The sequence below is a fragment of the Microbulbifer sp. YPW1 genome (assembly GCF_013367775.1).
Taxonomy (GTDB): domain Bacteria; phylum Pseudomonadota; class Gammaproteobacteria; order Pseudomonadales; family Cellvibrionaceae; genus Microbulbifer.
Genome location: NZ_CP055157.1, coordinates 1,794,598 through 1,820,505, shown reverse-complemented (window position 1 = coordinate 1,820,505; position 25,908 = coordinate 1,794,598). Strand labels below are relative to the sequence as shown.

Genomic DNA, 25,908 nt, shown 5'->3' with positions numbered 1-25,908 from the left:
GGGCTACAGTGGGTAGAATTTTCAAAAATTTCGCCATAGAGAACGGCGCCAAGAACGTTGTAGGCGAATTACGATAGGAAACTTAAGGAATGGCAAGATCTGCCAAAATACTGGACTGGAGCGTCATAGTTCAGCCTACGGAGGTTTTGTACCCACTTTTAGAAGTAGGATCAAAGGCAACTCTTTTTAAGAAATTATCAGAACGCCTATCAATCCCTCTTCCAGCAAGCCACAACACAATTAATAAAGTGTTGGATAATCCATTTTCAAAAATTAAGTGGAAGTCTCGGGACAAAATTTCAAATTGGGCAATCGACTTCTTCGAAAAGCAAGGTCACGACCTTTCATTTCGATATTTCAACGATGGCTACGTTGGATATGGTGCCGTCTGCACCGCAAATGCTTTAGATACCATCGCGTGGTTAACTGAAGAAGTTCCATATACCGCTGCCATACTGGAAAATCTAATTTGCAATGAGCATTTTGCTTTAACCGAACTATCCAATGAAAACATAAGCCAAACTAAAAGAACTCTATCTTTTTATCGGGATCATAGGTTCTCCGAGTTACTGCGAGGATTTGAACCTGTCAATTTACTACCCAGTGAGAAACGAAAATTTGCTATCCCCAGCAGATCAGATAGATGGAATATACTTGGCTTGTTTATATTCTGGCTGTCTGGCGTCATGGACGCAGAAATCACGACACAAGCCTCCGGCTCAAATAATACCAATCCTAGTGACTGCTTATTGGGAAGATTACTACCTGATGTGTATGATCGAGGTAGCATTAACAACTTGTATTGGGAAAATTTTAAGAAATTATCCGAGAACCACTTAGAAGAAGAGTTAAGCTGGACGGCCTTAGCAGTAAAACTAGGAATGCCGGAAGGGAATGATGGCTTAGCGTGTTCGCTGCATCACATACGAAGCGGTAAAGATAAAGTTCGTTTCGATAGATTAGGCAAGTTTATTGAACTCATATTTGGTGACGGCGAGTATAAATTCTACCTAGGTGTACAGTTTGCCCTTACTAAGTTACTGGAGAACTACTTAAAGGTATCGGTCCCGGGTAGACTACCGACGTCATTCTTATTCGAAACAATGAGAGATTCCTGCTCCCACCACCAGCAACAACTCTCTATAAGAGACTCCTTAGAATATCTGCATAGACTCCCCAAGAAGCCAATTTCTTCATTTGACCGGATCAGTTAGTCTCCTTTAGTGTTGTGATCAACTGTTTCCGCCCCACTTACAAACATCAGCTAGAAATGGGCGCAGCCACATATTGCGTTTTAAAAGCCGAGGCAGACATCATTTGTCGGTTGCCCTTATTTAGGCTCATCTCTCCACGCCAGCTTCGCGATAGACTTTGCCAAATCAAAAAATGGCTCAGTAGACAGATATTTGGAACTTCGATAGACTTCCTTCTAAGGTGCCCACCCTACTTGCACACGAGTAAAAAAAGGCGTCCCTTTCATATTCGTCAAAAAACCTCTCTATAGACCTCGTCGTCGGGGACTTAAACGTGTGCGCCTACCCCGAAATCGACGCGTACTTTGGAAAGGTTTGAAATGACTATCAAAGAACTTGCGTATTCCACGCAGAAATCCCTCCATGCCAATACAGGCTGCTCAATCAAGAGAGCTCACGTTTACGAACTATTGGCGTCTTCATTCGACTTCAAGTCCTACGCAGCATTCAACGTCGAACATGTTTTTGGCCACTTTCGGAAGCATGGCAGTCCGGTTTTACCGAAAACCGAGCATGTCGTCCAGCGCTGTATCGACCTTGGATATCAACGAGACGCGGCTGATCTAGCCGCGGCCACGCTGATAGCATTCTTAACGGAAAACAAAATAGGCGTCGTGAGTATTTCATCCCTTATCAATTCACTAAGGGGAGAATTACGGATGCTAGATGACTACTTTGAGGACACCGAAGAAGAGCTATTTGGCTTCGATGATCCAGACCGGACCGGGCCATTACTGCTGGACAGTTTGGAGATGGCGGCCAGTAAAGGCAACGCCAAGGCTCACTATGCACTTGCATTGATCTATGCCCCCAACGGTGACCATAGGCAAATTGGAATGGGAAGTTCATACTGGTTTGAGCAAGCCCAAAGTGGGCGCATTCTAGTTGGGGTAGAAAAGGAGTGGGCCGAAGCTTATGAGGCACGCCTCAACCAAACTAAGAAATACGAGTACCACCTTCGGGAGGCTGGACGTCAGAACTACCCCATGGCGCTGCTCGATTTGGCGGAAAGCTTTGGCGACACCACCTTTTTCGATCAGTCATGCCCCGATATTGACGTCGATCCAGCGGAAATCGCGGAAATCGCTGAGCAAATTGGACATGACCAGGGAGCGAAATATCGGCTTACGGTTAGTGCTGAGAATGGTGACACGAATGCAATGCTGAAGCTGCTTGAAGCGTATGATAGTGACAATCTAGTCAGATGCTGGACCTGGGTCTATCTATCACGATTGGTGGGTACGGACCTGACAAAGGATGAATATTACGCCTTCCACGAGGACGGCTCCCTCTATGACGATGACATCGGCGGGCCGATGCTTGTCGATGGCAGAGACGGTGTCACACTTGATCCAATTAGCCCCGAGCAAGACGCCGAGGCCAAGCTTGCAGCCCAAAACCTGTATGAGAGCATCAGTTTACCTGAGCACTAGTGCCCAGCGTGGCATCGATGGTGGGAATTGCTAAAATTCTATGGCTTGGCTCTCCACATGATGAAAACGGGAGTTGTAACTTATAAGATATTGGTAATCTGTGGTTATAGTTGTGGTTATCCACAAGTTCAGCTGTTTAACCTATAGACACCATAGGACCGCTAGAAGATGCTTCGATTCCGCCTCTGGGCACCATACAAAAAGCCGCTCCCGAAAGGGTGCGGCTTTTTTTATGCTTGCGCCGGGCAATCGAGAACAACCGCTGTTCGACGGGGCGCGCCAGCGATTTGCAGCAAGCACTTCGCTCCCATCCAAAAAACCACTCCAGAAAAATACCCTCTCATCCCAGAGCGTCATTCGCCGCAAATCCTTACCCGAACAAGCTGCCCAAATTTCAACCAACCTAAGGTCTGCATCAAGCAATAACGGATACCGAGGAAAGTTGAAGTGACTGCTACGATAGATTTGCCATCAACATAGAGGTTTAATGTCCCTAGCATTCTTGCCAGGCCATACTCAGAGCAATCTACCGGCCATCCGGAGCCCCAAGGAATAATGAAAAATAAATTTGTTCTTATCGCTATTTTTGTCGCAGCTGGTTCAGGGTGCGCAAGCCAGGAAGACATGTTGCATGCAGACTTGTGGTCTGGAGATCCAGATGCATATACCTCCAAAAGTGACGAGGATATTCGAGACTTGGGGAAAACTCCCCGAGAAAAAATGCTAGAGCAGAGAAGGCAGGACGAAAAAAGAAAAAACCGTTCGGTGAAGGACAATTTGATAGATGGCCTTGTACATACTGCCATCAAATCGATAGACAGCCCCGACTAATATATTCAATCAGAGCTTGCGCTTTTCCCTAACGGGAAAAAACCTCTCAGCCAATTCATTTCGTTACTTGCAGGATTAAAGAATGGATTTGAACCAGGTAACCCTACCGGTTTCAAACATGGAAGAATCTACAGACTTCTACCGGCGCATGGGTTTTCTGCAAATCGTGGATACGCCCCATTACGCCCGCTTTGAATGCCCCGAGGGAAACTCCACATTTTCCCTCTCACTGGAATCTGAAGATTTTACAAGCCGCACCGTCATCTACTTTGAAAATAGCACGCTGGATACGCTGGTAGCGAATCTCAAGGAAAAAGGATTTGCCTTCGACCAGGAGCCTACAGATATGCCATATCTTTGGCGGGAGGCAGTACTGCATGATCCGTCGGGCAACAAGATCAAGCTCTACTGGGCGGGAAATAATCGCCTGAACCCTCCGTGGAGGGTAGAACGCAGCGAATAGTTCATTAATAGAGCCCAGGGTGAAAACTTAAAAATGTCCGATTGTGGCTGCAATCCTGCACAAGCAGAGAAGCTCGAGAGAAAAACCTTAATCGCGCTGCTATCCATCAACGGTTTGATGTTCGCTGTCGAACTGATTCTGGGCTGGCTGGCACAGTCCACCGGGCTGATAGCCGATTCACTCGATATGCTGGCCGATGCACTGGTATATGGAATTTCTCTCTACGCGGTAGGCCGGGGCGTTATGCTGCAAGTTCGCGCAGCCAGAATCAGCGGTATCCTGCAGATACTATTAGGCGCGGGAGTTCTGCTCGAAGTGCTCAGGAGGCTGCTTTTTGGTAGCGAGCCACATAGCCTGCTGATCATGAGCGTCGGTGCTGTGGCACTGATCGCCAATATCATCTGTCTCGCCCTGATTTCAAAACACCGCGAAGGGGGCATGCATATGCGAGCCTCGTGGATATTTTCCGCAAACGATGTGATCGCTAATCTCGGGGTGATAGTCGCCGGCGTACTTGTTGCACTTCTCGGTAGCCGGCTGCCCGACTTGATTATCGGAAGTATTATTTCGCTCGTGGTTATCCGCGGTGGCTGGAAAATACTTCGCGAAGCCAGAGACGCGCATGACCAGGCGCAATGATGCCCCCTAAAACTACGGTGCGCCTTACTGAATAACAGCGAAATACCAAACATTCGTAACAAGCACACATAAAAAAGCCCGGAAATCTCCGGGCTTTTTTACTTAATCAGTCGTTTAATCTTCCACGGTACCCGGCCAGATCACCACACGGCCATCGGGCTCCTTGAACACCCGCACCGGTAATGACTGTTCAAGCATTGCCACCAGGGTATCGGCCTGATCAGCGGTGAACGCCGTAGTCACGCGCAGGTTTTCCAGTTCGCGAGTGCCAATCACAATACGCTTTTGGCGATAGCGATTGGCATCGGCAACTACCTCGGACAGCGGTGCGTCGCGATAGCTGAATTTTCCCTGACGCCAGCTGGCAACCTGGGTGCTATCCACGGTGGTGACATGGCTCAGCCGGGACTGCTCAACCCTGACCTGCTGACCGGCAACCAAGCGCACCTTCGGGCCGCTTTGGCTAACAGCAGCCTCGCCTGCCGGACGACTGGCGACATCGACGATACCCTCCTCGACAGTGACTTTTGTCGCGGGGTGCAGGGTACTGCCGGCATGCACATCAAAGCGGGTGCCTACCACGCGGATCTCCGCGTCGCGGGCGCCCACATAGAACGGGCGCGCAGGATCCCTGGAGACCTCGAAGAACGCCTGTCCGCGCAGGAGTTTCACGCTGCGGCGGTCATCGCTGAACGCGACCTCAATGGCGGAGTCGCCGCCGAGAGTTACCCGACTACCGTCGTCGAGGGTTACGGTGCGTTGCTGTGCCAGTTCCGCGGCGTAGGCCTGGGGCCCCGGCTCAGCCTGCCATGGGGCCAGGTAAACCACCCCCACGGCGAGCATCAATGTGCAGGCAAACGCGAGACCGGCGACCGGCGCAATACCGAAGTAGTTATTCAGCTTGTCGAGCCAGCCTGAGAGCCCCCCAGGCTGGCGCAGGCGTGCGCCCTCCGCGCCGGCGGCGAGGGCTGCCAGGCTGCGATCGATCTGTTCCAGGCGCTGGTAAGCGCCGCGGTTGTGTACCTGCTGCATCCACTCGTCAAACGCGGACTGCTCGTCACCCGAGAGGCTGCGCTCGCCGCGAAGCATAAACCACTCACGGGCTTCGGCTTCCACGCGCCGGATATCTGTCTGCAGGTGACTGTTGCCAGTCGTCATCACAATTCTCCACCATGTGCACGCAGCGCTTCCTGACACCCAGCCAGGGCTTTCGCTACATGCTTTTTAACTACGGTTGCCGAGAGTCCTTCCCTCCGCGCTATTTCCGCGTAGGAGAGACCATCGACACGATTCATCAACAACAGCCGGCGGCGCTTGTGGGGCATGCTCCACAGGGCGCGATTGATCAGGCCCAGGAACTGCCGGCTGGTGGCAACGCGCTCCGGGCTCAGGCTGTCCTGCTCCCGGTCTGGGTCGTCCTGCACCGACTGTGCATAACTCTCCCGCACCTGCCCCTTGCGCAACGCGTCAATCGTGGCGTTGTGCACAGAGCGATACAGGAAGGCCCGCACATGTTCGATATCGCCAACCCGGAGCTGGGGCGCCATGCGCGCAAATGCTTCCTGCACCAGGTCCTCGGCCTCGCTGTGCGACAGTCCGAACTTACTCACCGCATACCGACAGAGTTCCTGGTGATATTCGCGGTAGTAGTAATCCAGGTCCTTGTCGTTATCGGTCGCCAATTGGCTAGCCCACGCTGTTGCCATGGATTCTCTTCACCATCATTTTTGTTGTATTTGTCTGTATGGAAGACGCCTCTGGCGGGCGCTGAAATCTATTTCTCTTGTCGATAGAACGGTCAAGAGAAACGGATCGTCCCCCCACGATAAAAAAATAATGAACACGCGACGCTATTCAGTCGATCTGAACGCCAAGCCGCAGGCCGAAGGTACGCGGCGCGCCGTAGTAGTACTCAGGTACCGCAATATCCGCCTCCTGCACATCGTTGGCGACGGCGGTATTGGTGAGGTTTTCTCCGTAGAGATCAAGCCACCAGTTGCCTCGGTAGGGCTCAAGCTTGATACCGGTATTCCAGCGGCTCCAGGCGGGCTGACGGTCGATGTTGTCCGCGGGACCGGCGGGATCCTGCTGCCACTCACCGCTGCGGTTATCCAGCAACATGCCGCTGCGACTGCCTCGATTGGCCTCATCGAAGTACATATCCGAGGCGAACTGCACCCCCAGCCGTGCGGTAGCGCGCGCCCAGTTACCCAGTGAGAGGCTATGGCGGTAGTTCAGGCCGAGACTGATCTCTGGTACCTGCTTCAGGCGGTTGCCGCTGAAATCCACCAGGTTGGGGAATTGCGGGTCACCGGCGCCCGGGTTCCAGGTCTGGCCGTGATCGGGAAACTCGCTATCCACCGCGAGGAAGTGATCGTAGTGCGCATCAAGCAGGGATATGAAGCCCGCAACCCGCCCGTTGAGACTACTGGCCCAGTTCAGCTCCAGCTCCATGCCGCGAATGGTGGCGGATGGGGCATTAGAGCTGCGAATCAACTCGGTGCCATCTTCCTCCACGGCGATGCCAGAGACCTGCAGGTCGCGGTAGCGGGTATCAAACAGCGCCCCGTTCAGGGTCATGGCGCCATCCAGCAGGCCCAGCTTGAAGCCCAGCTCCAGGTTGGCACTGGTTTCCGGGCCGACAAAGGCGGCGCCGCGGTTATTGCGCTCGAGCAATGTTTCCAGCGCCTGCCGGTAATTCGGGTCATCGACACCAAGGTATGTGCCACTGAGCTTGGCGCCGTCCTGCACGATGCCCGGTTTGAATCCCTCGGCATAGTGCAGATAGAGCAGGGTCTGGTCGGAAGGGTGATAGGTAAGGCGCGCCATGGCGGTGGTGCTGCGCCAGGTGCGGTCGACGTCATTGTAGTTTGCTACATAACACTGATCCGGATCAGCGGATTCGCGATTGACCGCGACGGAACCCAGCTCGCCACCGCGATCGCTGCGGATCAGGTCCGGGCAGGCGATGTTGCGCCCGACGCGATCATAGCGCTGGTCGCGACCGCTTCTGGCGCCGACGCTGACCCGCCATTGCGCGCTCAGGTCGTAATCCAGTTGGCCGTATGCCGCATCCAACCGGGAACCCCGGTCCGGTTGCAGGAAGCTGTGTGCCGGCGCACCGCCCCAACCGCTGCCGTCAGGCTCCTGATGCTCCAGGTCGAAGCGGATCGCATTCTTTTCCGCAAAGTTGAAATACGCCAGCAGCCAGCGCAACCGCTGGTCGTCGCGGCTTTTCAGCTGCAGTTCGTGCTGACGCGCGCGGTATTTCGACCAGATGGTGCGATTGCTCTGGTGATAGATGGCCGGGTCTGTCTCGCTGCCCACCGCGCCGCTGCGATCCGCATCCCAGTCCTGGGCGCGACGGGTAAAGCCATAACCGGAGATATAGGATAGTGACGCACCGCCGGGCAAACTGAGCGCTATGCGGCTGCGCAACGCGTCCTGGTCCAACCGGGTGCGCCCGGGGGTATCGATGGTGACCGGGGTGGCATAATCCACCACCGGCAGACTGCCGGCGCCGCGATCCTCAAAGCGCTCGTAGCTGAGCCACCAGTCGAGACTATCCGTGATCTGCCAGCTCGAGCTGAGGCGGTGACTGAACAGGTGGGTGTTGTTATAGCGGCTGTCGCGATCCGCGTGAACCGAATCTTCGGTGTAGTCGGTATAGCTGTCGACCTGTTCGGATACCCCCGCCCAGCGCAGTGCCCAGTTGTCGCTGATCGGTGCATTGGCAACGGCACTGATCTTGTGCTGCCGGTAGTTGCCCAGAGTGACTGACATTTCCGACGACCATTCGTCCTGCGGTCGCGCCGTGTGGTAGTTGATCACCCCGCCAGTGGAGTTGCGCCCGAACAGGGTGCCCTGGGGACCGCGCAGCACTTCAACCCGATCCAGGTCATAAAGCAGGACCGCCGAACCCTGTACCCGGCTGCTGAATATCCCATCCACATGGGTGGCGACCCCGGAATCCCCCGCCTCGGTGTGGTTATCAGACCCGACCCCGCGCAGGTAGAGCATGGATGCGGTGTGGTCTCCATTGCGCGCCACCTGCAGGCTGGGCACTTCTGCCGCGAGTTTCTCCAGGCTATCGATATTGCGCTCTTCCAGGGTGCCGCCACTGATCGCGGTGACGGTCATGGGCGTCTGCTGGAGACTGGTGCGGCGCTTGCTCGCCACCACCTCAATCTCCTCCAGCAGTGGGCGCGCCTCGGCGATAAGCTGCGCCTCTGTCTCCGCCTCTGCTGCTGTCGATTTCGGGGGCAGAATCACTACTCCCTGGCCATCCACCCGCCGGTAGCGGAAATCCGACTGCGCCAGCAGCTGCTCCAGCGCGGCTTCGGCGGTGTATTCGCCAGCGACCGCCGGCGCCTCGCCGCCCGGAGTGCTGACAGCGCGATCCTGGGCGGTGGCAACCATCACCGCCAGCCCGGTCTGACGTGAGAATGCCAGTAGTGACTGGTCGAGCGGCTGTGGGGGAATCTGGAATTGGTAGGTGGCGGCCTGTGCGGAATTTCCCGGTCCAATATTACCCTCCGGCCTCTGAGCGGCATCCACGGCAAATGCCGCCGGTACGGCACTTACGTGTGCCGCCAGCAAAAGGGCGGGTAGTGACCTGAGGCAGGCCTTGGACATAGGCAAATCGTCATCGCTGTTCCCGGCGATTGCCACAGGGGCAGATAGCGGGGATCCCGGTGACGCGATAGCAGCCTTTCATCCTGCCGAACCACTGCTCGGGAGAGTCGCCGCTTCTATCACGCGCCCGGTTGATTATTGTTCTGTCTGGAAAACATACAACAATCTTCCGGGGGGTGACAAGTTGAGACGCGCAGCGCCGCCCGATCCGCCCCCCCTTATTCGGCAACCAGGGTCACACAGCGGTAGTGAGCCTTGCCATCGGCACTCAGGTCTGCGGCCAGCGCGGGCAACAATTCCTGCATCTGCTTGCGCAGGGTCCAGGGGGGATTGACCACGATCATGCCGGAGGAGGTCATGCCGAGGCCATCCGCATCGGCGCGGATACCCAATTCGAACAGCTCGATATTGCGTATGCCGGATCCGGCGATCTGCTTTTCCAGCGCATCAATGCGATGGCGCTCCACAACCGGGTACCAGAGCGCCACCGTGGCAGTGGCCATCTTGCGGTGAATCAGCTGTAACGCGGTTACTATCCGCTGGTAGTCCGCTTTCTGTTCATAGGGCGGATCGATCAGGATCAGGGCGCGACGGGAGCTGCACGGCAGCAGGCTCGACAGCCCGGCAAATCCATCTTCCTCGCGCACCCGACACTGGCGCCCGCGGGAGAGGGTCTGACGCAGCTTTTCCGCATCGCTGGGATGCAGCTCGAACAACCAGGCCTTGTCCTGGGGGCGCAGCAGCTGTGCGGCAATCAACGGCGAGCCGGGATACTGCTGCAATCTGCCCTGCGGGTTCAGCCCCTCGATCAGACGCAGATAATTCTGCAGTCCCGGTAGTTCGCAACGCCCGTAGAGCTGGCCGATCCCATTGAGGTACTCGCAGTTTTTCTGCGCCATATCCGATGTCAGGGCATACCCGCCCGCACCCGCATGGGTATCGATATAGTCGAAAGGCGCACCTTTCTTTTGCAAGTAGGAAATAATTTCCACAAGCACGCAGTGCTTGAGCACGTCGGCAAAATTGCCGGCATGAAAACCGTGACGATAACTGAGCATGAAACCCACCCGGGCGCGAAAAACGAGGACAAAACGCTGCCGGACAGATAAATGAGGAGAGGTAGGCAGCGGCGGGTGAGCATCCTCGAGGAGGGGAAAGGGCCCGATCTTTTGGGCTCACCGGAATGCCGGCGAACTTTAGGGCGCTTTTTAGTCGGTGACAATCAATTTTTAATCAAACCTGACAACCTTGCTGGCAGCCGGATACCCCATGCGCATGATCTGCAAACAAAATAAAAAGGGGGCACAAAGCCCCCTTTAATTTGGAATGGTTGCCTAACGGTTAACTACTTAAATTAGAAGCCAACAACTACAGGTGCCCTTTTATCGGTCATGGAACCAACTGCCAGACGGTAGTTCTCGTTATCTCCCCAGCCCCACAAATAGCCATCCCTGCTGATCGCAAAGGTCGTAGCCGTTCCGGCGACTACGCTGCTCCAGCTGGAAGCGCCTCCGACCTGTGTCGGCACGACCACATAGTTGTCGGTGCTATCGATACCCGCTTGCCCGTCAACATTTCTTCCCCAGGCCCACAGGCTGCCACCGGATTTAACCGCAACCGTATGATTCGCGCCGGCATCCACCGAAATCCAATCCGTGTCGTCGCCGACCTGGGTGGGAACATTTAGGTCTAGCGTATTATCGCTTGAGCCCAGCTGATAATTGCCATTATCTCCCCAGGCCCACAGACTGCCATCGGATTTCAGCGCAACGGTGTGAGAGTTACCAGCGTCTACCACGGTCCAATCCGTGTCTTCGCCCACTCGCACCGGGCTGTACTGTGCATCGAAATTTCCGTTACCCAGTTGACCGACGTTATTGTGACCCCAGGCCCACAAACTGCCATCGCTTTTCAGCGCCACAGTGTGGTATCGAGCTGCCGAGATACTAACCCAATCGGTATCGGTACCGATTTGTACGGGCGTTTCCGCAGCGGTAGGTGAATCAGGACCGGTGCCGAGCATTCCGCGACTATTACTACCCCAGGCCCAAAGACTGCCATCGGACTTGATCGCGAAACCGCGGCCTTCACCCGCGAAAACCTTCACCCAGTCGCTGTCTTCACCGACTTGCACGGGAAGGTGCTGCTCAACGAGATTCTCATCTCCGGTACCCAGTCGATAAGCGTGGTTTGATCCCCAGGCCCACAGGGTGCCATCAGACTTAATAGCGAAGGAGGATTGACTGCCTGCCGCTACATTGATCCAGTCGCTATCTATGCCCACTCGAGTAGGTACGTAGACGGAGGACGTGTCACCCGTGCCCAAGGCACCGTTGATGTTCCAGCCCCATGCCCACAGGCTGCCATCCGCCTTCAAGGTTAAAGCGTGAGAGTCGTAATAGGATACCTGTACATCCTCGCTGGTCCCGGGGCGGAAGCCGACTTCGACAGCGTAACTCGAAGACACACCAGACAACTGATCCTGAATCGTTAGCTTGGTGTATCCAGTGGAACTTCCTGCAGAAAGGTTCACGCGATTGCCGGTAGTGACATTAAGGCTGGCCACTGCAGAATTATTAAGCCACCAGCTACATTGATCACAGGCAACATCTGCAGTAAGTGCCAAGGACTGTCCGCCCCTGAGCTGGATAGTGTCGAGTATCGTACCGTCCGGGCCGCTTACTGAGATACCGGCCTCGTAATCCACCGTATTGACCAGTTCATCGCCACTGCCGCCCTGCAATAGAACAGAAAGCGTAACGGAACCTTTGCTCACCTGGGCAGAAGAGGCGATGCTGAGAGTTGCCTTGCTGGGATCTTCCGGGTTTACCTCGAGCGTCATCTGGCCATCAAGATTTTCCAGTGCCCAGGTAAATTCGTACGGCGGGTTTGACCAGCGCACGCGCCCGGAAAGCTGGTATGTATTTCCCGGCCGCAGAGTGCCTTCCGGCCCGCTGAACAGCAATTCGGGCAAGACATTGCTAAATCCACTTGCAGAAAAATTTCCGGAAAGTGACGTCACACAATTTACATCCAGCTCGGAGCAGGGTGCATTGTTTTCGATACTCACAGTCACCGTATGAGTTCCGGAGCGCTTGGGCGTGGCGTAGTAGAGGAAATACAAGCCTTGCGTCAGCCGCTCTACTTCCGCCGCAATCTGCTGCAGACCCGTATCCACCTCACCGTAATTGCTTACACTGAAAAGTCGTTTCGAAGCCAAGGCGCGGTCGGAATCGACGATGGTATCCAGCTTCTCACCCAGCACAATTTGTACCAGCGGATCCGGATCGATTTCGCTGCCAACGGTAAGCGCGAAGAAATCCTTGTCGCCTTTGGCTGCGAGAGCTGCGTCAAGCGTAGAAGACGAAGCCGTATCGTTGCCATCGGTAATCAGAATCAGAGCCCCATGGGTCACCTGATCAAGGGTGAAACTGTTGTTCCATTGGCTGAAACCGTTGACCACTGCACCATACAGATTTGTTGAAGGGCCGCCGCCGGTGATGCCGTCAATTGCCGCTTTCAAGGCCTCCTTGTCGCTGCTGAAATCACTCACTCTGCGGACCGTGTCATCAAACACGTAAACAGCAATCTGCTGGTTTTGAATAAGATTATCGACGATTTTTTCAGCCGCAGCTTTTACATCGACCAGGTCAGAAGACGTCACACTCGAGCTGACATCCAGCATCAACACGGTCTTCAGCTGGTAGGGAATCTGATCAATCGGCTCAAGATCCAGAAAGGCTTCGCGCTCCGCAATAGGCGTGTCATTTTCCAGAACGTTGAAGTCATCCAGGGTAAGGCTGGTAACCGGCTCACCACTGCTACGATCCACCACCCGCTGAATCATGGTGACGATAGACGGTTGCGTTGCGGTAATCGTATAGGGCTGCAGATTTACCGCTAATTGGCTACTCGCTACCACTTCACAATCTGCGGTTATCGGGCCAGTGGTGTAAACGCCGGTGGCGGAATCATAACTACCACCACAACCAGCGATATTTTCTAAAGCGTAACCCGCTTCGACCTGCGAAAGGGTGAAACTTGCGGTACCGCCCTCTTCAACAGTGGCAGATGCGGGCTCGGCGGCAAGGCCAACACCAAGCGCGGTGGAAATCGTATATGAAGTGCCGCCACCGCCGCTACTGGAACTGGAGCTGCTACTCGAGCTAGATCCACCACTACTTGAGCTCGAACTACTGGAACTCGAGCTGGAACTTGAACTACTGCTGGAGCTCCCCCCACCACTGCTTCCACTTCCACCACCATCGGATCCCCCACCTCCCCCGCCGCATGCGGCGAGAACTAGTGAAAACGAGCAGACGAGTAGCAATCGACTGTACATAAAATCCCCCAGGTAAAATTGATTTCCGTTCCACCGAAGAGCGTTTCAAGGCGGAAGTGGCGTAGCTTTTTTTTGCGGATCAATACCTCTCGCACAACTCGGGAACGGACTGCGTTGTGCTGCTGCAGACACGGCGAGAGGGGAGAACAATTCGCGCGGGGATGGAGGCTATAGATGCCACGAAATGCGAACAATGCCTCCTTTTAGGCATTTTGGGGGCTATTTTGCGCCTTTCTGATCAGGGTTTGATCACATTGATGGCGTGATAAGCGTCACAGACCGAAGAAAAGAAGGCATCAGGAGGGGATACGAATAGGGTCAGGCACTCACGCTTATCAAACGGGAGTGCCAAATTAATCAGCGGACGGGGTTAGAACCACATTGACCAGAACAGTCGCACGACATGGGCGTTAAAGCTGTAGGTGGGCTCTTCGCCGGGGAGGTAATCGCCGCTGTTGTGCACGCGCACATCGTGGAAATTGTCGTAGTCGAACAGCACATAATCCCAGTAGAGATTGACGGTATTCCGACGATTAAACAGTGCCCAGCGATCGGGGAGCTGGTAAGAGGCGCCGATGCCGATGGCGGTACTGGAAAAATCACTCAGTTCTTTGTCGCGGGCGCGGAAATTGGTGGCGTTCAGGTAGGGGAAAAGGTCACTGTAAAAGTCCGCCCCGTCCTGCTTGTAGTAACGCAGTTTGCCTTCGAGAATCAGGTTTTCGGATTCCAGCGGATGGGTATAGCGGAATTCGAGGTTGTCGGAACTGATCCCCCAGCTGTCCGCGTAGCGGCGATATTCACTCTTGATCGCGGCGCGGTAGGGCAAGCGGTATTTCGCGCGCAACGCCACTGCATCGCTGTTGCGTGTAGTGGGATACAGCTCGGCCTGGTAACTGAAACCGGTGCCGGAGTTTGGGTCCAGGTAGCGCACACTGCGATAGGGATTATTCAGGAAGCCTTCATCGGCCACCGTTTCCACACTGACCTCGGCAATCAGTTTGGTGGTGAGAATCTGGCTCCAGCCGAGAGAGTAGCGACGGTGCTCGGCCTGCTCGAGAAAGTTCTCGTCGCCGTTGCGCATCACATCATCGCTGCCGAGACTGACGCGCATGGACAGGTTGCTGAGATCACCAAAGAAATCCTGGCTGATGCCAAATCCGACGGTCTCCGCCTGGTAGTCGTTTTCGCTGGAATTGGTGTAGCTGAGACTCATGGTGGTTTTTTCCACCAGGTAGTCGGCGCCCAGGGAAAACTCGTCGCGCTGCTCACTGTAGGGACTGGCAGTGGCCTGCACATCGATGGAGGCACCGGAAATCATGTCCACATAGTAATTGGCCGAAAGGGAAACCTTGTTGCCAATGTTCTTGCGCACCAGCACTGATGGGCCATCAATGGTGACACCGCCACCACTGTAGGCGTGATACATGGTGTCGGCGCGCTCTTCTGGCAAAACCGCGCTGTTTGTAGTTGTCGCGAACAGTGCAACAGCCAGCAGGCCGAGCAGTTTCTTAAGATCAGTTACAGCCACAACCGCCCCCGGAACCGCCTTCCGCGCCCCGCGCAGCCTCACGCGCTTCGTACACATGGTTCATATAACCCGCTGCCACCGGATCCCGTTCAAAGCTCATGATCGGGTCCGCCAGGTAATGCCGCTCATAGGGCTTTACCCAGGGATCCGGCATCATGGTTTCACAGCCTGCCAGCAACAAAAGTGGCAACAGCAGAAGCGCGCGCTTGTACATGGCTTATTCCCGGATCAGTTCCTTGATGATTTTCTTGTATTCCGCCTCGTCGCCGCTGCGGTAGCCCTTGTGCACGTAGCGCACCTTGCCGTCGCGATCGATGAATACGGAGCTCGGCATGGCTTCCACGCCGAACAGCTTGCTCACATCACTCTGGGAGTCGAACAGTACCGGAAACTCCACCGGAATCTTGTTCAGCATCGCCTGCGCATCTTCGCGGTTGGCATCGACATTGACACCCCATACCTGGAAACCCACGGGCTCGTAGCGCGCGTGCAGGTCATTGAGCAGCGGCATCTCTTCGCGGCAGGGACCACACCAGGAAGCCCAGAAGTTCAGCATGATCACTTCACCGCGCTGTTCGCTCAGTTTGAGGTTGCCGTCTTTCAGGGACGCGAGGGTGAAATCCGCTGCCGGGACATTGGCGGAAGCGGGGGCGCCCGCGAGCAGGGCGGCACTGGTGCAGAGAGCGGCAATCAGTTTACGCATTGGAATTCTCCGGTTTTCTCAGTTGTTTTTCTGTGAAATTCACTGCGGTCAGAAATAAATGGAAACACCCAGCTGGGCGGAAAGGTTGTTGGTGGTAATCGGCTCACCAAAAATCTCGTGCTCGAAAATGTGGTCGCGCACATCAAAACGCAGCGTCAGCCAGTCCTTGGTCAACATGCGCACCCCCACCCCGACGTTGTAAGTGAAATACTCTTCGTCGGCGAAGCTGGTATTGCCGATTCCACCGATCAGGTAAAGGTTGCTGTTCAGCGCCCACCGATCGAGGATAAAGATTTCGCCGGGCAGGAAATTCCAGGCCAGAGACAGGTTGTACAGGCTGAGGTCGCGCTCGTCTTCGGTCAGCAGCGGGGCAGATCCACTCAGGCGCTCATAGCTGGACTCGCCCAGTTCGGTCTGCGCGTAGGCGGCCTCCATAAAGAAATCTTCATTGATGTGGTAGGCCAGGCTGCCGCCGATCATGCGGTTACTGCCGAAATCCTCCACGCTCATGATACCGCCCCAGTAGACGGTAACTTCAAAGTCCTCGCTGTCGATTTCCGCCTCGCGGATTTCACGACGCTCCAGATCCGGCGAGATGATCTCGTCAATCGTCGTATCACCCTGAGCACAGGCAATATTGGCGAAAGAAGCACTCGCGGCCAGCAACAGGCCAGCGAGTGTTACATGAATACGTCGAAGCCCAGTTTCCACTCGACTATCTCCTGATTATTTTCCCGCGAGGTGAGCAGGTAGTGATTGGCAACTTCCGCGCGCAGGGCAAAGCGGCGGGACAAGTGGGTGGTGACGCCGATGCCGCTGAGCATGGTGGTGTCCTGGCGGTCTTCCGTGGCGACGATGGTGGCGTTGGGCGAGGTGATATTGATCCCGGTACCCAGCATGAAATACGGCGAGAGCCGCCATTCCGGAAACGGCTTGTGTAACAGAGCGACCTGGTAGGTCTGGCTATCGGAATAGGCACCGATGGTTTGCGCAGCGCGCAGCTCCGCGGAGAGATTGCCGGTAAAGCGGTAACCCAGTGAAATCCCCAGCGAATTCGCACCTTCGAAGTCACCGTAGGTAAAGCCGAAGCGCACGCCGCGGTCGCGGGCGTCATCTACGCCGGGGGCGGGTACCACCACCCGTTCACCTTCCGCACCGTACACCGCATCCAGGTCGGCAATTTTTGCCCAGCCCATCTTGCCGGTGCGGGTCATGACCTTGACCCAGTCGGTGCGGCGCTTCAACAGCCATAACGGCTCGCCGTATTCCACCACCTGGTCGATGACATATCCGCGCCCGGGGCCGGTATACAGGTTCAGGAATTCAGCACCCACAAATACTTTTTCGGTGTCGAAGGGGAGCTGCTGCGGTGCGCGATCACCAAACTGCTGTGCGGAGAAACTCTCGGTTACCGGGGTTTCTCCGCTTGCCTGTTCTTCCGTGTCTGTCTGCGCCTGGGCCAGGGAAACACTCAAGAGTCCTGCCAGCAATAGCGCCAAATTGGAAATCCTGTTTCCGGGCTGCCTGTTCATTGTTCAGTTGACCGGTGCATCAAAGGGGTTGTTGTAATACTGCGCACCGATATCCAGCCACTCTGAAATCAATCGCAATTCCGCTGCGGACAGCGCACCTGCGTGGACGCCGCCCGCTTCAAAGACGCGGAAGAAGCGACTGGCGTTGGCGCCGGCCGTATCCATGATCCGCTCAATGTCGACGGTAACCATAACAGGAATCGGGTTGCCATCGGCATCCAAAATCAGCTCACCGTCCTCATCGGTCTCGAACACCAGGTTACCGTCGTCATCGGTATCCTGTACAAGCACATTCTGTACCGCTCCGTCGCGCAGCTCCTGGGTGGGGTTATCGAAGATCAGCTCCACATAGGAGGTGCTGAAATTGGTGTTCACCCCGGACTGGGAGGCGCTCAGGTCCAGCTGTCCCGGCGGCACCTGTGCCATGCCGGCGGCATCGCGGTTGCTGTGGCAACTGGTACAGGTCTGATCATCGATCACGTTGCCCATGGCATCGGTGATCTCCCGCGGCAGATCCCAGATCGGCTGGATATGCTCGGGGTAGTGTATGACGGTGCGGCAATCCGCAGTCCACTCACTCTGGCAGGCGAGACTGGTGGGCGCCGGGGTCGGCAGATCGCTGGTCAACAGTTCACTGCTCGGGTCTTTTTCCCGCAGCGCCGGGTCGGTCCACAGGTCGGCAAATTTCAGGTCGCCATCCAGAACCGGATGGCCGGCCACCCGCGCCATCAGCTGCGCCATGGTCTCTCCCATATCCGCAGTAAGTGCCGGCTCGGTGTTGGCGAACGGAGCGGCGCTGGTGGGCGCACCTGCCCACGCGGATTCCGGTTCTTTGTCGGTACGGCCGTGGGGTACCTCGCTGTCGCCGCTGTGACAGCCCTGGCATTTGCGGATCTCACCGGCGCGGAATTGCAGCCAGTTATTGTGGCGACCGACGATGCGACGGCCGTTGGCATCCACCACGGAAATAGCCAGTGGCATGTCCGCCGGGACCTTAACCCGCACCGAGCCGTCGGGCTGGATCGGGGTATAGCCGATGATTTCACGCATCAGCTGGGCGCGGCTGCGACCGAAAGCGGAGCGATCGAAATCGAGGGTATCGCGATCGGGAACACCCACCGCTTTGACAACCCGCAGGAATCGCGCCGGGCGTTCTGCGGCAGTGGTCTGCAGCGGATCCGCCAGCGCCGCTATATCCACCGCGGCAACACCGTCGAAATCGTACACACTGCGAATATCCAGAATCGCCATGCCCTCATCGAACAGGTCGCGGTCGATATCGATCCCGGGAATCGGCTGGGGGATAAATTCCGCAATCGGGCGGGTATCCGCGGTGACCGCCTCGCTGATCATCTGCCCTTCAACCGGCTGGATGATCGGACGCTGGGTGCCCTCGCGATAGTCGTAAATCCACAGGCCGTAGAGGGGATCCGCAGGCACGATGTCCGGTGTCGCCAGCCACTCGTCGGTGCAGGGTTGCGGCAGCTCGGTTTCCGGATCGATCACCCGGCACTCACTCCAGCTCACCAGCAGGCGGCTGGTACCGTCGTGGAATGCCCAGGCATTGGCAAACAGGCCGTGGGGTGACAGGCCGCCGTCGGTAATCACCTGCTCGACGGACAGGGATTCCTGCCCCTGCAACACGCCCTGCTGTTCGGGCTCGCTGTAGGCCTCGGTAAAGTTTTCCGCATCGATCACCACCATATCGCCGCCGTAGGTAATCCCCTCCGGCGCGCGCAGGGTGACGAGTATGCGTCCGTCCGGCATCTGCTGGGGTTTGCTGAAGGCGGCGGGAATCGGGTCCGGCCCACTGCCGGTGCCAGTGGCCTGGCTGTGGTAGCCGTAGTGGAACTGCAGGTCGGTGCCATCCGGCTTGACCGTGTAGAGGCTCAGCCGATCCACTCCACCCATATTGTCCCAGCGACTGAACAGGATGCGGCCATTGAACAGCACGGTGGGGGACAGATCGTGACTCTGGTTGTAGGAAATCTGCTGGATATCGGTGCCGTCCGCTTCCATCACATGCAGCACGAAGGCGGGCTCGTCGAGATCTTCTGCCAGCGCGGAGAACTGCGGCTTGTTGTCATCGAGCAACAGTGCCCGTGAGCGACGCTGGCGGGTGGAAGTGAAAACAAGGCGGCCATCCGGGAGGAAAGCCGGGGCGATATCGTCTCCCTCCTCGGCAATCAGGTCGGACTGGATGGCGCGGGTCAGCTGCGCGGTTTCAAAATCGTATAGCCAGATATTCCAGCTCGGCTGCTCGTCATCGTCGAGCCCTTCGATATCCGGCGCACGCATGGCGAAAGCGAGTTGCGTGCCATCGGCGGATACGGCCAGATCTTTTACGTCATAGCCGCCCTCGAACACGACACCGGCCTCTTCATCACTGACAAAAAGGTTTTCAGTAAGCACACGCTCGGGGGCCGAGGCGGTGGCGCGATCGCGCATCACCAGTTCAGCACCGGGATTGAAGGCAGAGGGCGCATAGAGGTCGCTGGTCACCAGCATATCGTCTTCGTCGCGGTTCAGCGTGCGACGAACATAGACTACCGGGTAGTCCACGACCACCGGATCCTCAGCCTGATCACCGCCACCGAGGCCGGAGCTTCCACCGCTGCCACCGGAACAACCGGCGAGCAATAGCAAAGCCGCAAGCCCACCGGCCAGCGTATAGAATTTATTCAAGAAAATACCCTCAATTTGGCTTGGCCCTTACCGCATTTTTATTCGTTTCGCAGTGGTTACTCACCGTCGTCGCGGCACCATAACTGGACTAACGTCCCACATAACAGGGCAAGCGTAATGGGTGCGATTCTCTCGGTTGACCCGTGTTGTCTCAAGCGGTGCACACGGTTTTTGCCAACCAGAACACGGTTTAAATTTTTACCGCTAGCCAATCACTCCACTTTCTTTAGTATCAGTGACCGGTCTCAAGACATAAAAAATACTGCGCTGGCATTACCCGCGTGGTAAAGAACCTTACGCGAACCAGCCCATGAAAATAAAATCGCCCGCTGCGCGCATGCTGCTCGCGGCGACCGCCTGTTTCAGCGCCTCGCTCAGTGCAATTGCTGTTGCCGATCCGCAAGAGCAGGCCGCGCAGATCCACAGCCGTATCACCGGAGTCAAACCGAGCGTCGATGTCCTCAAGGCGATGGCAGAGGATATCGCCAATGGCAATGCCGGTTCGGCAGCCTACCGGGCGATGGAAAACGATGCCTTCTACGATGTGACCCTGAAAAACCTGGTCACCCCCTGGACCAATCGCGATGGGGACAACTTCGCCCCGCTAAACGATTACACGGCGACGGTGATCGGCATGGTGCGCGACGAGGTGGATTTCCGGGAAATCCTTTCCGGTGACATCATCTATACCGGTGCTTCCGGCCTCGGGCTGCCCAGCTACAGCAATAGCGATAACGCGCACTATGCCGCTCTGGAGCAGAGCGGCTACCCGCTGCAGACCGCCCTCGAACGCCACACCCAGTCATCGGTAACCGGCCTGCCCGGGGATGCGACTGCCGGTGTGATGACCACACGAGGCGGAGCCAAAGCTTTCTTCTACGCGGGCACCAACCGCGCCATGTTCCGCTTCACCCTGATGAATCACCTGTGCCGCGACCTGGAACAGGTACACGATACATCGCGCCCACCGGATCGCATCCGCCAGGATGTCAGCCGCAGTCCCGGTGGTGACAGCCGCGTGTTCCAGAACAACTGTGTGGGCTGCCACAGCGGTATGGACCCGATGGCCCAGGCATTTGCCTACTACGACTACGTGTACGACGTGGACAACGACCCTGCCGGGGAAGACGGCCAGCTGGACTACAACCGCAGCGGCGATACCGACCCCGCGACCGGCACCCGGGTAAAGGCCAAAAACCACATCAACAGTGCCACCTTTCCCTACGGTTTCGTGATCCCCGATGACAAATGGGACAACTACTGGCGCGAGGGACCAAACATGCATCTGGGCTGGAGCAGCGCGCTGCCCGGCTCGGGCAATGGCGCCAAGTCCATGGGACGGGAACTGGCCAACAGCGAGGCCTTCGCCCAGTGCCAGGTCACCAAAGTATTCGAGCAGGTCTGCCTGCGCGCACCAGAAGACAGCGCAGACCGCAATCGCATCGCGAGCATGACCGACAGCTTTACCGGCAACGGCTACAAGCTGAAGCAGGTCTATGCAGACGCTGCGGTTTACTGTGCGGGGGAATAATGCAATGAACTATGAATCCGCTGGCACACTCAAGTCGCTGCTTCTGACCGCTGCAAACCTGCATGCTTTGATTACACGGCCGCAGCTGAAGAAAACCGTACTGTTATCCACCGTGCTCGGCTCCGCACTGCTCGTCGCCTGTTCCGGCGGCAGCGGCCAGTCCACCGAGACCCTGCCCAACACCAATCCGGATTCCGGCGATACCAGTTACTCCGGCCCCGCTCCGGAAAATGAAGACGTCCAGAATTACAAACGCTATATCTGGGACAATCTCGCCGCGGAAAATCGCTGCGGTAGCTGTCACGTCGAAGGCAACCAGAGCCCGCGCTTTGTGCGCAGCGACGATATCAACCTCGCCCACGGCGAAGGTCGCGACCTGGTAAATCTCGGCAGCCCGGAAGATTCGCGACTCGTCACCAAGGTGGTCAGCGGCCACAACTGCTGGCTGGCAAATGCAGATACCTGCGGTGAGATCATCACCAACTACATCGAGGAATGGGCCGCAGCGGCGGGCTCCGTAGCAAGCACCATTACCCTGACGCCACCCACCGAGCGCGAAGTAGGCGCCAGCAAGAGCTTCCCCGCATTCAGCGGCAATTTCGCCACCACCGTCTATCCGCTGCTGCAGGAGTACTGCGCAAGCTGCCACAGCGAAGATGCGGAAACCGCGCAACAGCCCTATTTCGCCAGCAGCGATATTGACCAGGCCTACGAGGCATCCAAGGCGCGGATGGATCTGGATAACCCGGAAAATTCCCGCTTTGTGGTTCGCCTCGGCAATGACTTCCACAACTGCTGGAGCGACTGCGCCGAAAACGCGGACACCATGGCCGCAGCCATCAGGAACTTTGTCGACGGTATCGCGGTAACGGAAGTGGATCCAAACTGGGTCACCAGTAAGGCGCTTTACCTGACCGACGGTATCGTCTCCAGCGGCGGCGGCCGTATCGAGAACAATGCCATCGCCCTGTACGAGTTCAAGTCCGGTAGCGGCACCACCGCCTACGACACTTCCGGGGTCAATCCGGCCATCGACCTCAGCTTGTCTGGCGATGTGGAGTGGCTCGGCTCCTGGGGTATCCAGCTGAATGGCGGCAAGGCTCAGGCGTCCACTACCAGCAGCAAACGCCTGTTCGATACCCTCACCGGCACCGGAGAGTATTCCATCGAGGCATGGGTTGCCCCGGCCAATGTGGTACAGGAAGGTCCGGCGCGGATCGTCACCTATTCCGGTGGCAACGATATCCGCAACTTCACCCTCGGCCAGGCGATGTACAACTACACCTTCCAGAATCGCAACGACGCCAGTACCGATGCCGATGGCATGCCCGCGCTGATTACCGACGATATGGCCGAGCGCGCCCAGGCAACTCTGCAGCATGTGGTGGCCACCTTCGACCCGATCAACGGCCGCCGCCTGTATGTAAACGGCGAGTTCACTGGTGATGCAGATCCGGTTGCGGCGGGGCTGCTGTCCACCTGGGATGACACTTTTGCCCTGGCACTGGGCAGCGAGGTGTCCGGGGACAATGTATGGCAGGGCTCCATCCGCCTGCTGGCCATCCATTCGCGGGCACTGACCCAGGACGACATCCTGACCAACTACGAAGCGGGCGTGGGTGAAAAATATCTGCTGCTGTTCAAGGTGGAGGAGCAGACCGGTGTCCCCCAGGGCTACGTAATGTTTGAGGTTCAGCAGTACGACAATCACGGATACCTGTTCAGCGAACCCAAGTTCATCTCCCTGGAAGATGGTGTCTCTCCCGACGGCGTGATCATTCGGGGCATGCGTATCGGTATCAACGGTCGCGAGGCGGTTGTCGGTCAATCCTGGGCGAATCTGGATACTACGGTGACCGCGGCGGAGTACGATGCGGAAACCGGCCAGCAGCTGTCTCCGCTGGGCACCATCATTACCCTGGAAAAAGGCCCCACCGCGGATGAGTTTTTCCTGACCTTCGAGCGTCTCGGCAACGAGGAATTCGTGCGTGTCGAGGCTACGCCGGCAGCGCCCGCGGCACCGGCTGACCTGACGCCGCAACCGCGCATCGGTATCCGCCGCTTCGAGCAGATTCATGCGGCGCTGTCCGCAGCGACCGGGGTTTCCAGCACGCACCCGGCTGTGGTGGAAACCTGGCAGAAGGTAAAACAGCAGCTGCCGGTGGAAGCAGATATTCGCGGATTCCTCGCGGCTCAGCAGATGGGTATTACCCAGCTGGCGGTGAAGTACTGCAGCACGCTGGTGGACGATACCAGTGCCCGCGCCAGCTATTTCCCGGGCTTTAACTTCTCGGCCGGTGCCGGCGAAGCATTCGATACTGCCGCTGAGCGCGCGCAGGTGATCGATCCGCTGCTGGAAAACCTGCTCGGCCGGCCGATTGCCTGGCCCGCTGCGGTGGGCGGCCACACTGCACAGCTGGCCACGGCACCCGATGAGAGTGCGGTGCGTGCGGAGCTGGAGAGTCTGATCGACACCATGACGGCGTGCGGCAGCGGCTGCGACGCGGATCGCACACCCACCACCGTGAAAGCCACCTGCGCGGCGGCGATGGGTAGTGCGATGATTTTGATTCACTGAGCACTTCGTAGATTTTGTGCTCCGTAAGGGGTGGGTAACGCTTGTCCCTGGTGCGGAGTCTGCGGGGAAATGCTGCTTGCGATACGCAGAAAAGTTGTGAGCTATCCCAGGCAGCCGCACCGCAACACATTTTTATAAACGGACTAATCCGAATTATCGGGATCCCGGAACAGCCATGAGCAAGAAAAAACATTTTGGATTGGACCAACCACTGCGCCACCCGGACCACCATCGTCCGGTGAGCCGACGGGATTTTCTCGGCCAGGGTTTTCGCGCGGGTATGGCGACGGTGCTGGGCGGCTCAGTCTTCAGCCTGTTTGCCAATCCGCGCTCGGCGCAGGCGGCCCTGTCTTCAGATCTGGAGGCGATGCGCGCTACCTGCGGGGTGAGTGCCAACGGCGCAGGCAAGATTCCGTTTATCTGTTTTGATCTGGCGGGGGGCGCAAATATTGCGGGCTCCAATGTGCTGGTGGGCAAGCAGGGCGGGCAGCTGGATTTCCTCAGCACGTCCGGCTACAACAAACAGGGCCTGCCCGGGGACATGCTGCCGTCGCTGACAGATGCTGCGGGCAATTCCTTCGTCAACCGGGATCTGGGGCTCGCTTTCCACAGCGACAGCCAGATGCTGCGCGGCATCCTGGAAAAAGTGGCTGCGGGCACTGCCAACGCCATCAACGGCGCGGTGATTCCGGCACGCTCGGAAAACGACACCGGCAACAACCCCCACAACCCCATGTACGGCATCAACCGCGCGGGCGCCAATGGATCACTGCTCGCTCTTATCGGCTCCCAGACCAGCGAATCCGGTGGCAACTCCATGGCGCCGGCGGATCTGATCAACGCGGAAGTGCGTCCCACCAAGATCGACCGCCCTTCTGATGTAACCGGACTGGTCGATGTGGGAGACCTGGTGGGCCTGTTGAGCCAGGAAGATACGGTTGCGGTGATGGAATCCATGTACCGGATTTCCAATGCCAAGCTGGGCAAGGTCAACACCCGGGTGAGCAACGATGCAGTGATCAAGGATCTGGTGAAATGCGGCTATATGAAAAGTGCCGACCTCGCCGATCGCTTCGGTAACCCCAGCGCACTGGACCCGGCCCTTGACCCGGATATCGTCGGGCCCGCGGGGATTTTCAGTTCCGATGAATTCTTCGGCGATCGCGAATTCCAGAAAGCCGCTTCCACCATGAAGCTGGTGGTCAACGGTTATGCCGGTGCCGGCACCATCACCATGGGCGGCTACGACTATCACACCGGCGACCGCGCAACCGGCGAGCTGCGCGACCTGCGCGCGGGTCGCTGTATCGGCGCCTGCCTGGAGTACGCCGCGCGCGTCGGCCAGCCGCTGATGGTGTATGTGTTCAGCGACGGCTCGGTTTTCAGCAACGGCATGATCGACGATTCCGTTGAGGGTCGCGGCAAGGGTGTCTGGACCGGGGACAATCAGCAGACTGCCGCTTCCTACTTCCTGGTTTACAATCCCGCCGGCCGCCCCACCCTGCTGGGCGGCACTGCCGACGAACAGGCGCGCCATCAGCAGCTGGGCTATATGCGCCCCTCGGGGGATGTGGAGACCGCTGGCAGCCCGGCCGCCAACAACGTCAACCAGCTGGTGCAGACGGTGGTACTGAACTACATGGCCCTGCACGGTGAACAGGGCAGCTTTGCCAGCCTGTTCCCCAACCACGGCCTGGGTAATGCCAGCCTGATGGACAGCCTGACGGCATTTGCGCCGATCCAATAACGCGATTA

At 57.2% G+C, this 25,908-nt stretch carries 18 protein-coding genes and 1 pseudogene; 8 read left to right on the top strand and 11 right to left on the bottom strand.

All coding sequences use genetic code 11. The features are described from left to right. Window positions 1-89 precede the first annotated feature (89 nt). The 5 genes and pseudogenes from HUW35_RS07760 to HUW35_RS07740 form a co-directional block, all read left to right on the top strand. Window positions 90-1,214, top strand: coding sequence for a hypothetical protein (locus tag HUW35_RS07760; RefSeq protein WP_181255013.1), 1,125 nt, complete (start codon window positions 90-92; stop codon window positions 1,212-1,214). Between the two features lie 359 nt (window positions 1,215-1,573). Further along, window positions 1,574-2,686, top strand: a complete 1,113-nt coding sequence (locus HUW35_RS07755) for a hypothetical protein (RefSeq protein WP_181255012.1) — start codon at window positions 1,574-1,576, stop codon at window positions 2,684-2,686. A gap of 555 nt (window positions 2,687-3,241) precedes the next feature. After that, window positions 3,242-3,517, top strand: coding sequence for a hypothetical protein (locus HUW35_RS07750; protein WP_181255011.1), 276 nt, complete (start codon window positions 3,242-3,244; stop codon window positions 3,515-3,517). Window positions 3,518-3,599: 82 nt separating this feature from the next. Further along, window positions 3,600-3,980, top strand: coding sequence for a VOC family protein (locus HUW35_RS07745; RefSeq protein ID WP_181255010.1), 381 nt, complete (start codon window positions 3,600-3,602; stop codon window positions 3,978-3,980). A gap of 57 nt (window positions 3,981-4,037) precedes the next feature. After that, window positions 4,038-4,619 (top strand): annotated as a pseudogene (locus HUW35_RS07740) (cation transporter); the annotation flags it as partial. Window positions 4,620-4,733: 114 nt separating this feature from the next. Here HUW35_RS07740 and HUW35_RS07735 read toward each other — a convergent pair. From HUW35_RS07735 to HUW35_RS07685, 11 genes are all read right to left on the bottom strand, one after another. Continuing rightward, window positions 4,734-5,777 (bottom strand): FecR domain-containing protein, encoded by a 1,044-nt coding sequence (locus tag HUW35_RS07735; RefSeq protein WP_181255008.1) that lies wholly within the window; start codon window positions 5,775-5,777, stop codon window positions 4,734-4,736. Beyond that, window positions 5,777-6,325 (bottom strand): RNA polymerase sigma factor, encoded by a 549-nt coding sequence (locus HUW35_RS07730; protein WP_181255007.1) that lies wholly within the window; start codon window positions 6,323-6,325, stop codon window positions 5,777-5,779. Before HUW35_RS07730 ends, HUW35_RS07735 begins: the two co-directional genes overlap by 1 nt. Before the next feature lie 148 nt (window positions 6,326-6,473). After that, window positions 6,474-9,254, bottom strand: coding sequence for a TonB-dependent receptor (locus HUW35_RS07725; protein ID WP_181255006.1), 2,781 nt, complete (start codon window positions 9,252-9,254; stop codon window positions 6,474-6,476). Between the two features lie 218 nt (window positions 9,255-9,472). Further along, entirely contained in the window at window positions 9,473-10,312 is an 840-nt protein-coding gene (locus HUW35_RS07720; protein ID WP_181255005.1) for a 23S rRNA (adenine(2030)-N(6))-methyltransferase RlmJ, read from the bottom strand. A 296-nt stretch (window positions 10,313-10,608) separates the two neighbouring features. Then, window positions 10,609-13,596, bottom strand: a complete 2,988-nt coding sequence (locus tag HUW35_RS07715) for a VWA domain-containing protein (protein WP_181255004.1) — start codon at window positions 13,594-13,596, stop codon at window positions 10,609-10,611. Window positions 13,597-13,966: 370 nt separating this feature from the next. Beyond that, complete coding sequence (locus HUW35_RS07710; RefSeq protein WP_255463549.1) at window positions 13,967-15,124, bottom strand: DUF3570 domain-containing protein; 1,158 nt, start codon at window positions 15,122-15,124, stop codon at window positions 13,967-13,969. Further along, complete coding sequence (locus HUW35_RS07705) at window positions 15,111-15,338, bottom strand: DUF4266 domain-containing protein (protein ID WP_181255002.1); 228 nt, start codon at window positions 15,336-15,338, stop codon at window positions 15,111-15,113. The genes HUW35_RS07710 and HUW35_RS07705 overlap by 14 nt, the downstream gene beginning before the upstream one ends. A 3-nt stretch (window positions 15,339-15,341) precedes the next feature. Next, window positions 15,342-15,827 carry a TlpA disulfide reductase family protein gene (locus HUW35_RS07700; RefSeq protein ID WP_181255001.1) on the bottom strand — a complete coding sequence of 162 codons (486 nt, stop codon included), beginning with the start codon at window positions 15,825-15,827 and terminating at the stop codon, window positions 15,342-15,344. A 48-nt stretch (window positions 15,828-15,875) separates the two neighbouring features. Then, entirely contained in the window at window positions 15,876-16,538 is a 663-nt protein-coding gene (locus HUW35_RS07695; protein ID WP_181255000.1) for an outer membrane beta-barrel domain-containing protein, read from the bottom strand. Continuing rightward, a complete protein-coding gene (locus HUW35_RS07690; protein WP_255463548.1) occupies window positions 16,508-17,326 on the bottom strand; it encodes an SH3 domain-containing protein in 819 nt (272 codons plus the stop codon). Before HUW35_RS07690 ends, HUW35_RS07695 begins: the two co-directional genes overlap by 31 nt. Window positions 17,327-17,362: 36 nt before the next feature. After that, a complete protein-coding gene (locus tag HUW35_RS07685; RefSeq protein WP_255463547.1) occupies window positions 17,363-20,044 on the bottom strand; it encodes a hypothetical protein in 2,682 nt (893 codons plus the stop codon). A 310-nt stretch (window positions 20,045-20,354) separates the two neighbouring features. Between HUW35_RS07685 and HUW35_RS07680 the strand changes: the two genes are divergently transcribed. The 3 genes from HUW35_RS07680 (at window position 20,355) to HUW35_RS07670 (ending at window position 25,900) form a co-directional block, all read left to right on the top strand. After that, the gene (locus HUW35_RS07680) at window positions 20,355-21,575 is read left to right on the top strand and encodes a hypothetical protein (protein ID WP_255463546.1); all 1,221 of its coding nucleotides are present in this window, start codon (window positions 20,355-20,357) and stop codon (window positions 21,573-21,575) included. A 4-nt stretch (window positions 21,576-21,579) separates the two neighbouring features. Further along, window positions 21,580-24,153 carry a LamG domain-containing protein gene (locus tag HUW35_RS07675; RefSeq protein WP_181254999.1) on the top strand — a complete coding sequence of 858 codons (2,574 nt, stop codon included), beginning with the start codon at window positions 21,580-21,582 and terminating at the stop codon, window positions 24,151-24,153. A gap of 175 nt (window positions 24,154-24,328) precedes the next feature. Next, window positions 24,329-25,900, top strand: coding sequence for a general secretion pathway protein GspF (locus tag HUW35_RS07670; RefSeq protein WP_181254998.1), 1,572 nt, complete (start codon window positions 24,329-24,331; stop codon window positions 25,898-25,900). The last annotated feature ends 8 nt before the right edge of the window (window positions 25,901-25,908 follow it).

Excerpts from the sequence above, each read along its gene's own strand:
- HUW35_RS07745 (WP_181255010.1), top strand. The coding sequence starts at position 3,600 with ATGGATTTGAACCAGGTAACCCTACCGGTTTCAAACATGGAAGAATCT.
- HUW35_RS07715 (WP_181255004.1), bottom strand. The coding sequence starts at position 13,596 with ATGTACAGTCGATTGCTACTCGTCTGCTCGTTTTCACTAGTTCTCGCC.
- HUW35_RS07680 (WP_255463546.1), top strand. The coding sequence starts at position 20,355 with ATGAAAATAAAATCGCCCGCTGCGCGCATGCTGCTCGCGGCGACCGCC.
- HUW35_RS07730 (WP_181255007.1), bottom strand. The coding sequence starts at position 6,325 with ATGGCAACAGCGTGGGCTAGCCAATTGGCGACCGATAACGACAAGGAC.
- HUW35_RS07705 (WP_181255002.1), bottom strand. The coding sequence starts at position 15,338 with ATGTACAAGCGCGCGCTTCTGCTGTTGCCACTTTTGTTGCTGGCAGGC.
- HUW35_RS07750 (WP_181255011.1), top strand. The coding sequence starts at position 3,242 with ATGAAAAATAAATTTGTTCTTATCGCTATTTTTGTCGCAGCTGGTTCA.
- HUW35_RS07720 (WP_181255005.1), bottom strand. The coding sequence starts at position 10,312 with ATGCTCAGTTATCGTCACGGTTTTCATGCCGGCAATTTTGCCGACGTG.
- HUW35_RS07675 (WP_181254999.1), top strand. The coding sequence starts at position 21,580 with ATGAACTATGAATCCGCTGGCACACTCAAGTCGCTGCTTCTGACCGCT.
- HUW35_RS07755 (WP_181255012.1), top strand. The coding sequence starts at position 1,574 with ATGACTATCAAAGAACTTGCGTATTCCACGCAGAAATCCCTCCATGCC.
- HUW35_RS07735 (WP_181255008.1), bottom strand. The coding sequence starts at position 5,777 with ATGACGACTGGCAACAGTCACCTGCAGACAGATATCCGGCGCGTGGAA.
- HUW35_RS07725 (WP_181255006.1), bottom strand. The coding sequence starts at position 9,254 with ATGTCCAAGGCCTGCCTCAGGTCACTACCCGCCCTTTTGCTGGCGGCA.
- HUW35_RS07700 (WP_181255001.1), bottom strand. The coding sequence starts at position 15,827 with ATGCGTAAACTGATTGCCGCTCTCTGCACCAGTGCCGCCCTGCTCGCG.
- HUW35_RS07760 (WP_181255013.1), top strand. The coding sequence starts at position 90 with ATGGCAAGATCTGCCAAAATACTGGACTGGAGCGTCATAGTTCAGCCT.
- HUW35_RS07670 (WP_181254998.1), top strand. The coding sequence starts at position 24,329 with ATGAGCAAGAAAAAACATTTTGGATTGGACCAACCACTGCGCCACCCG.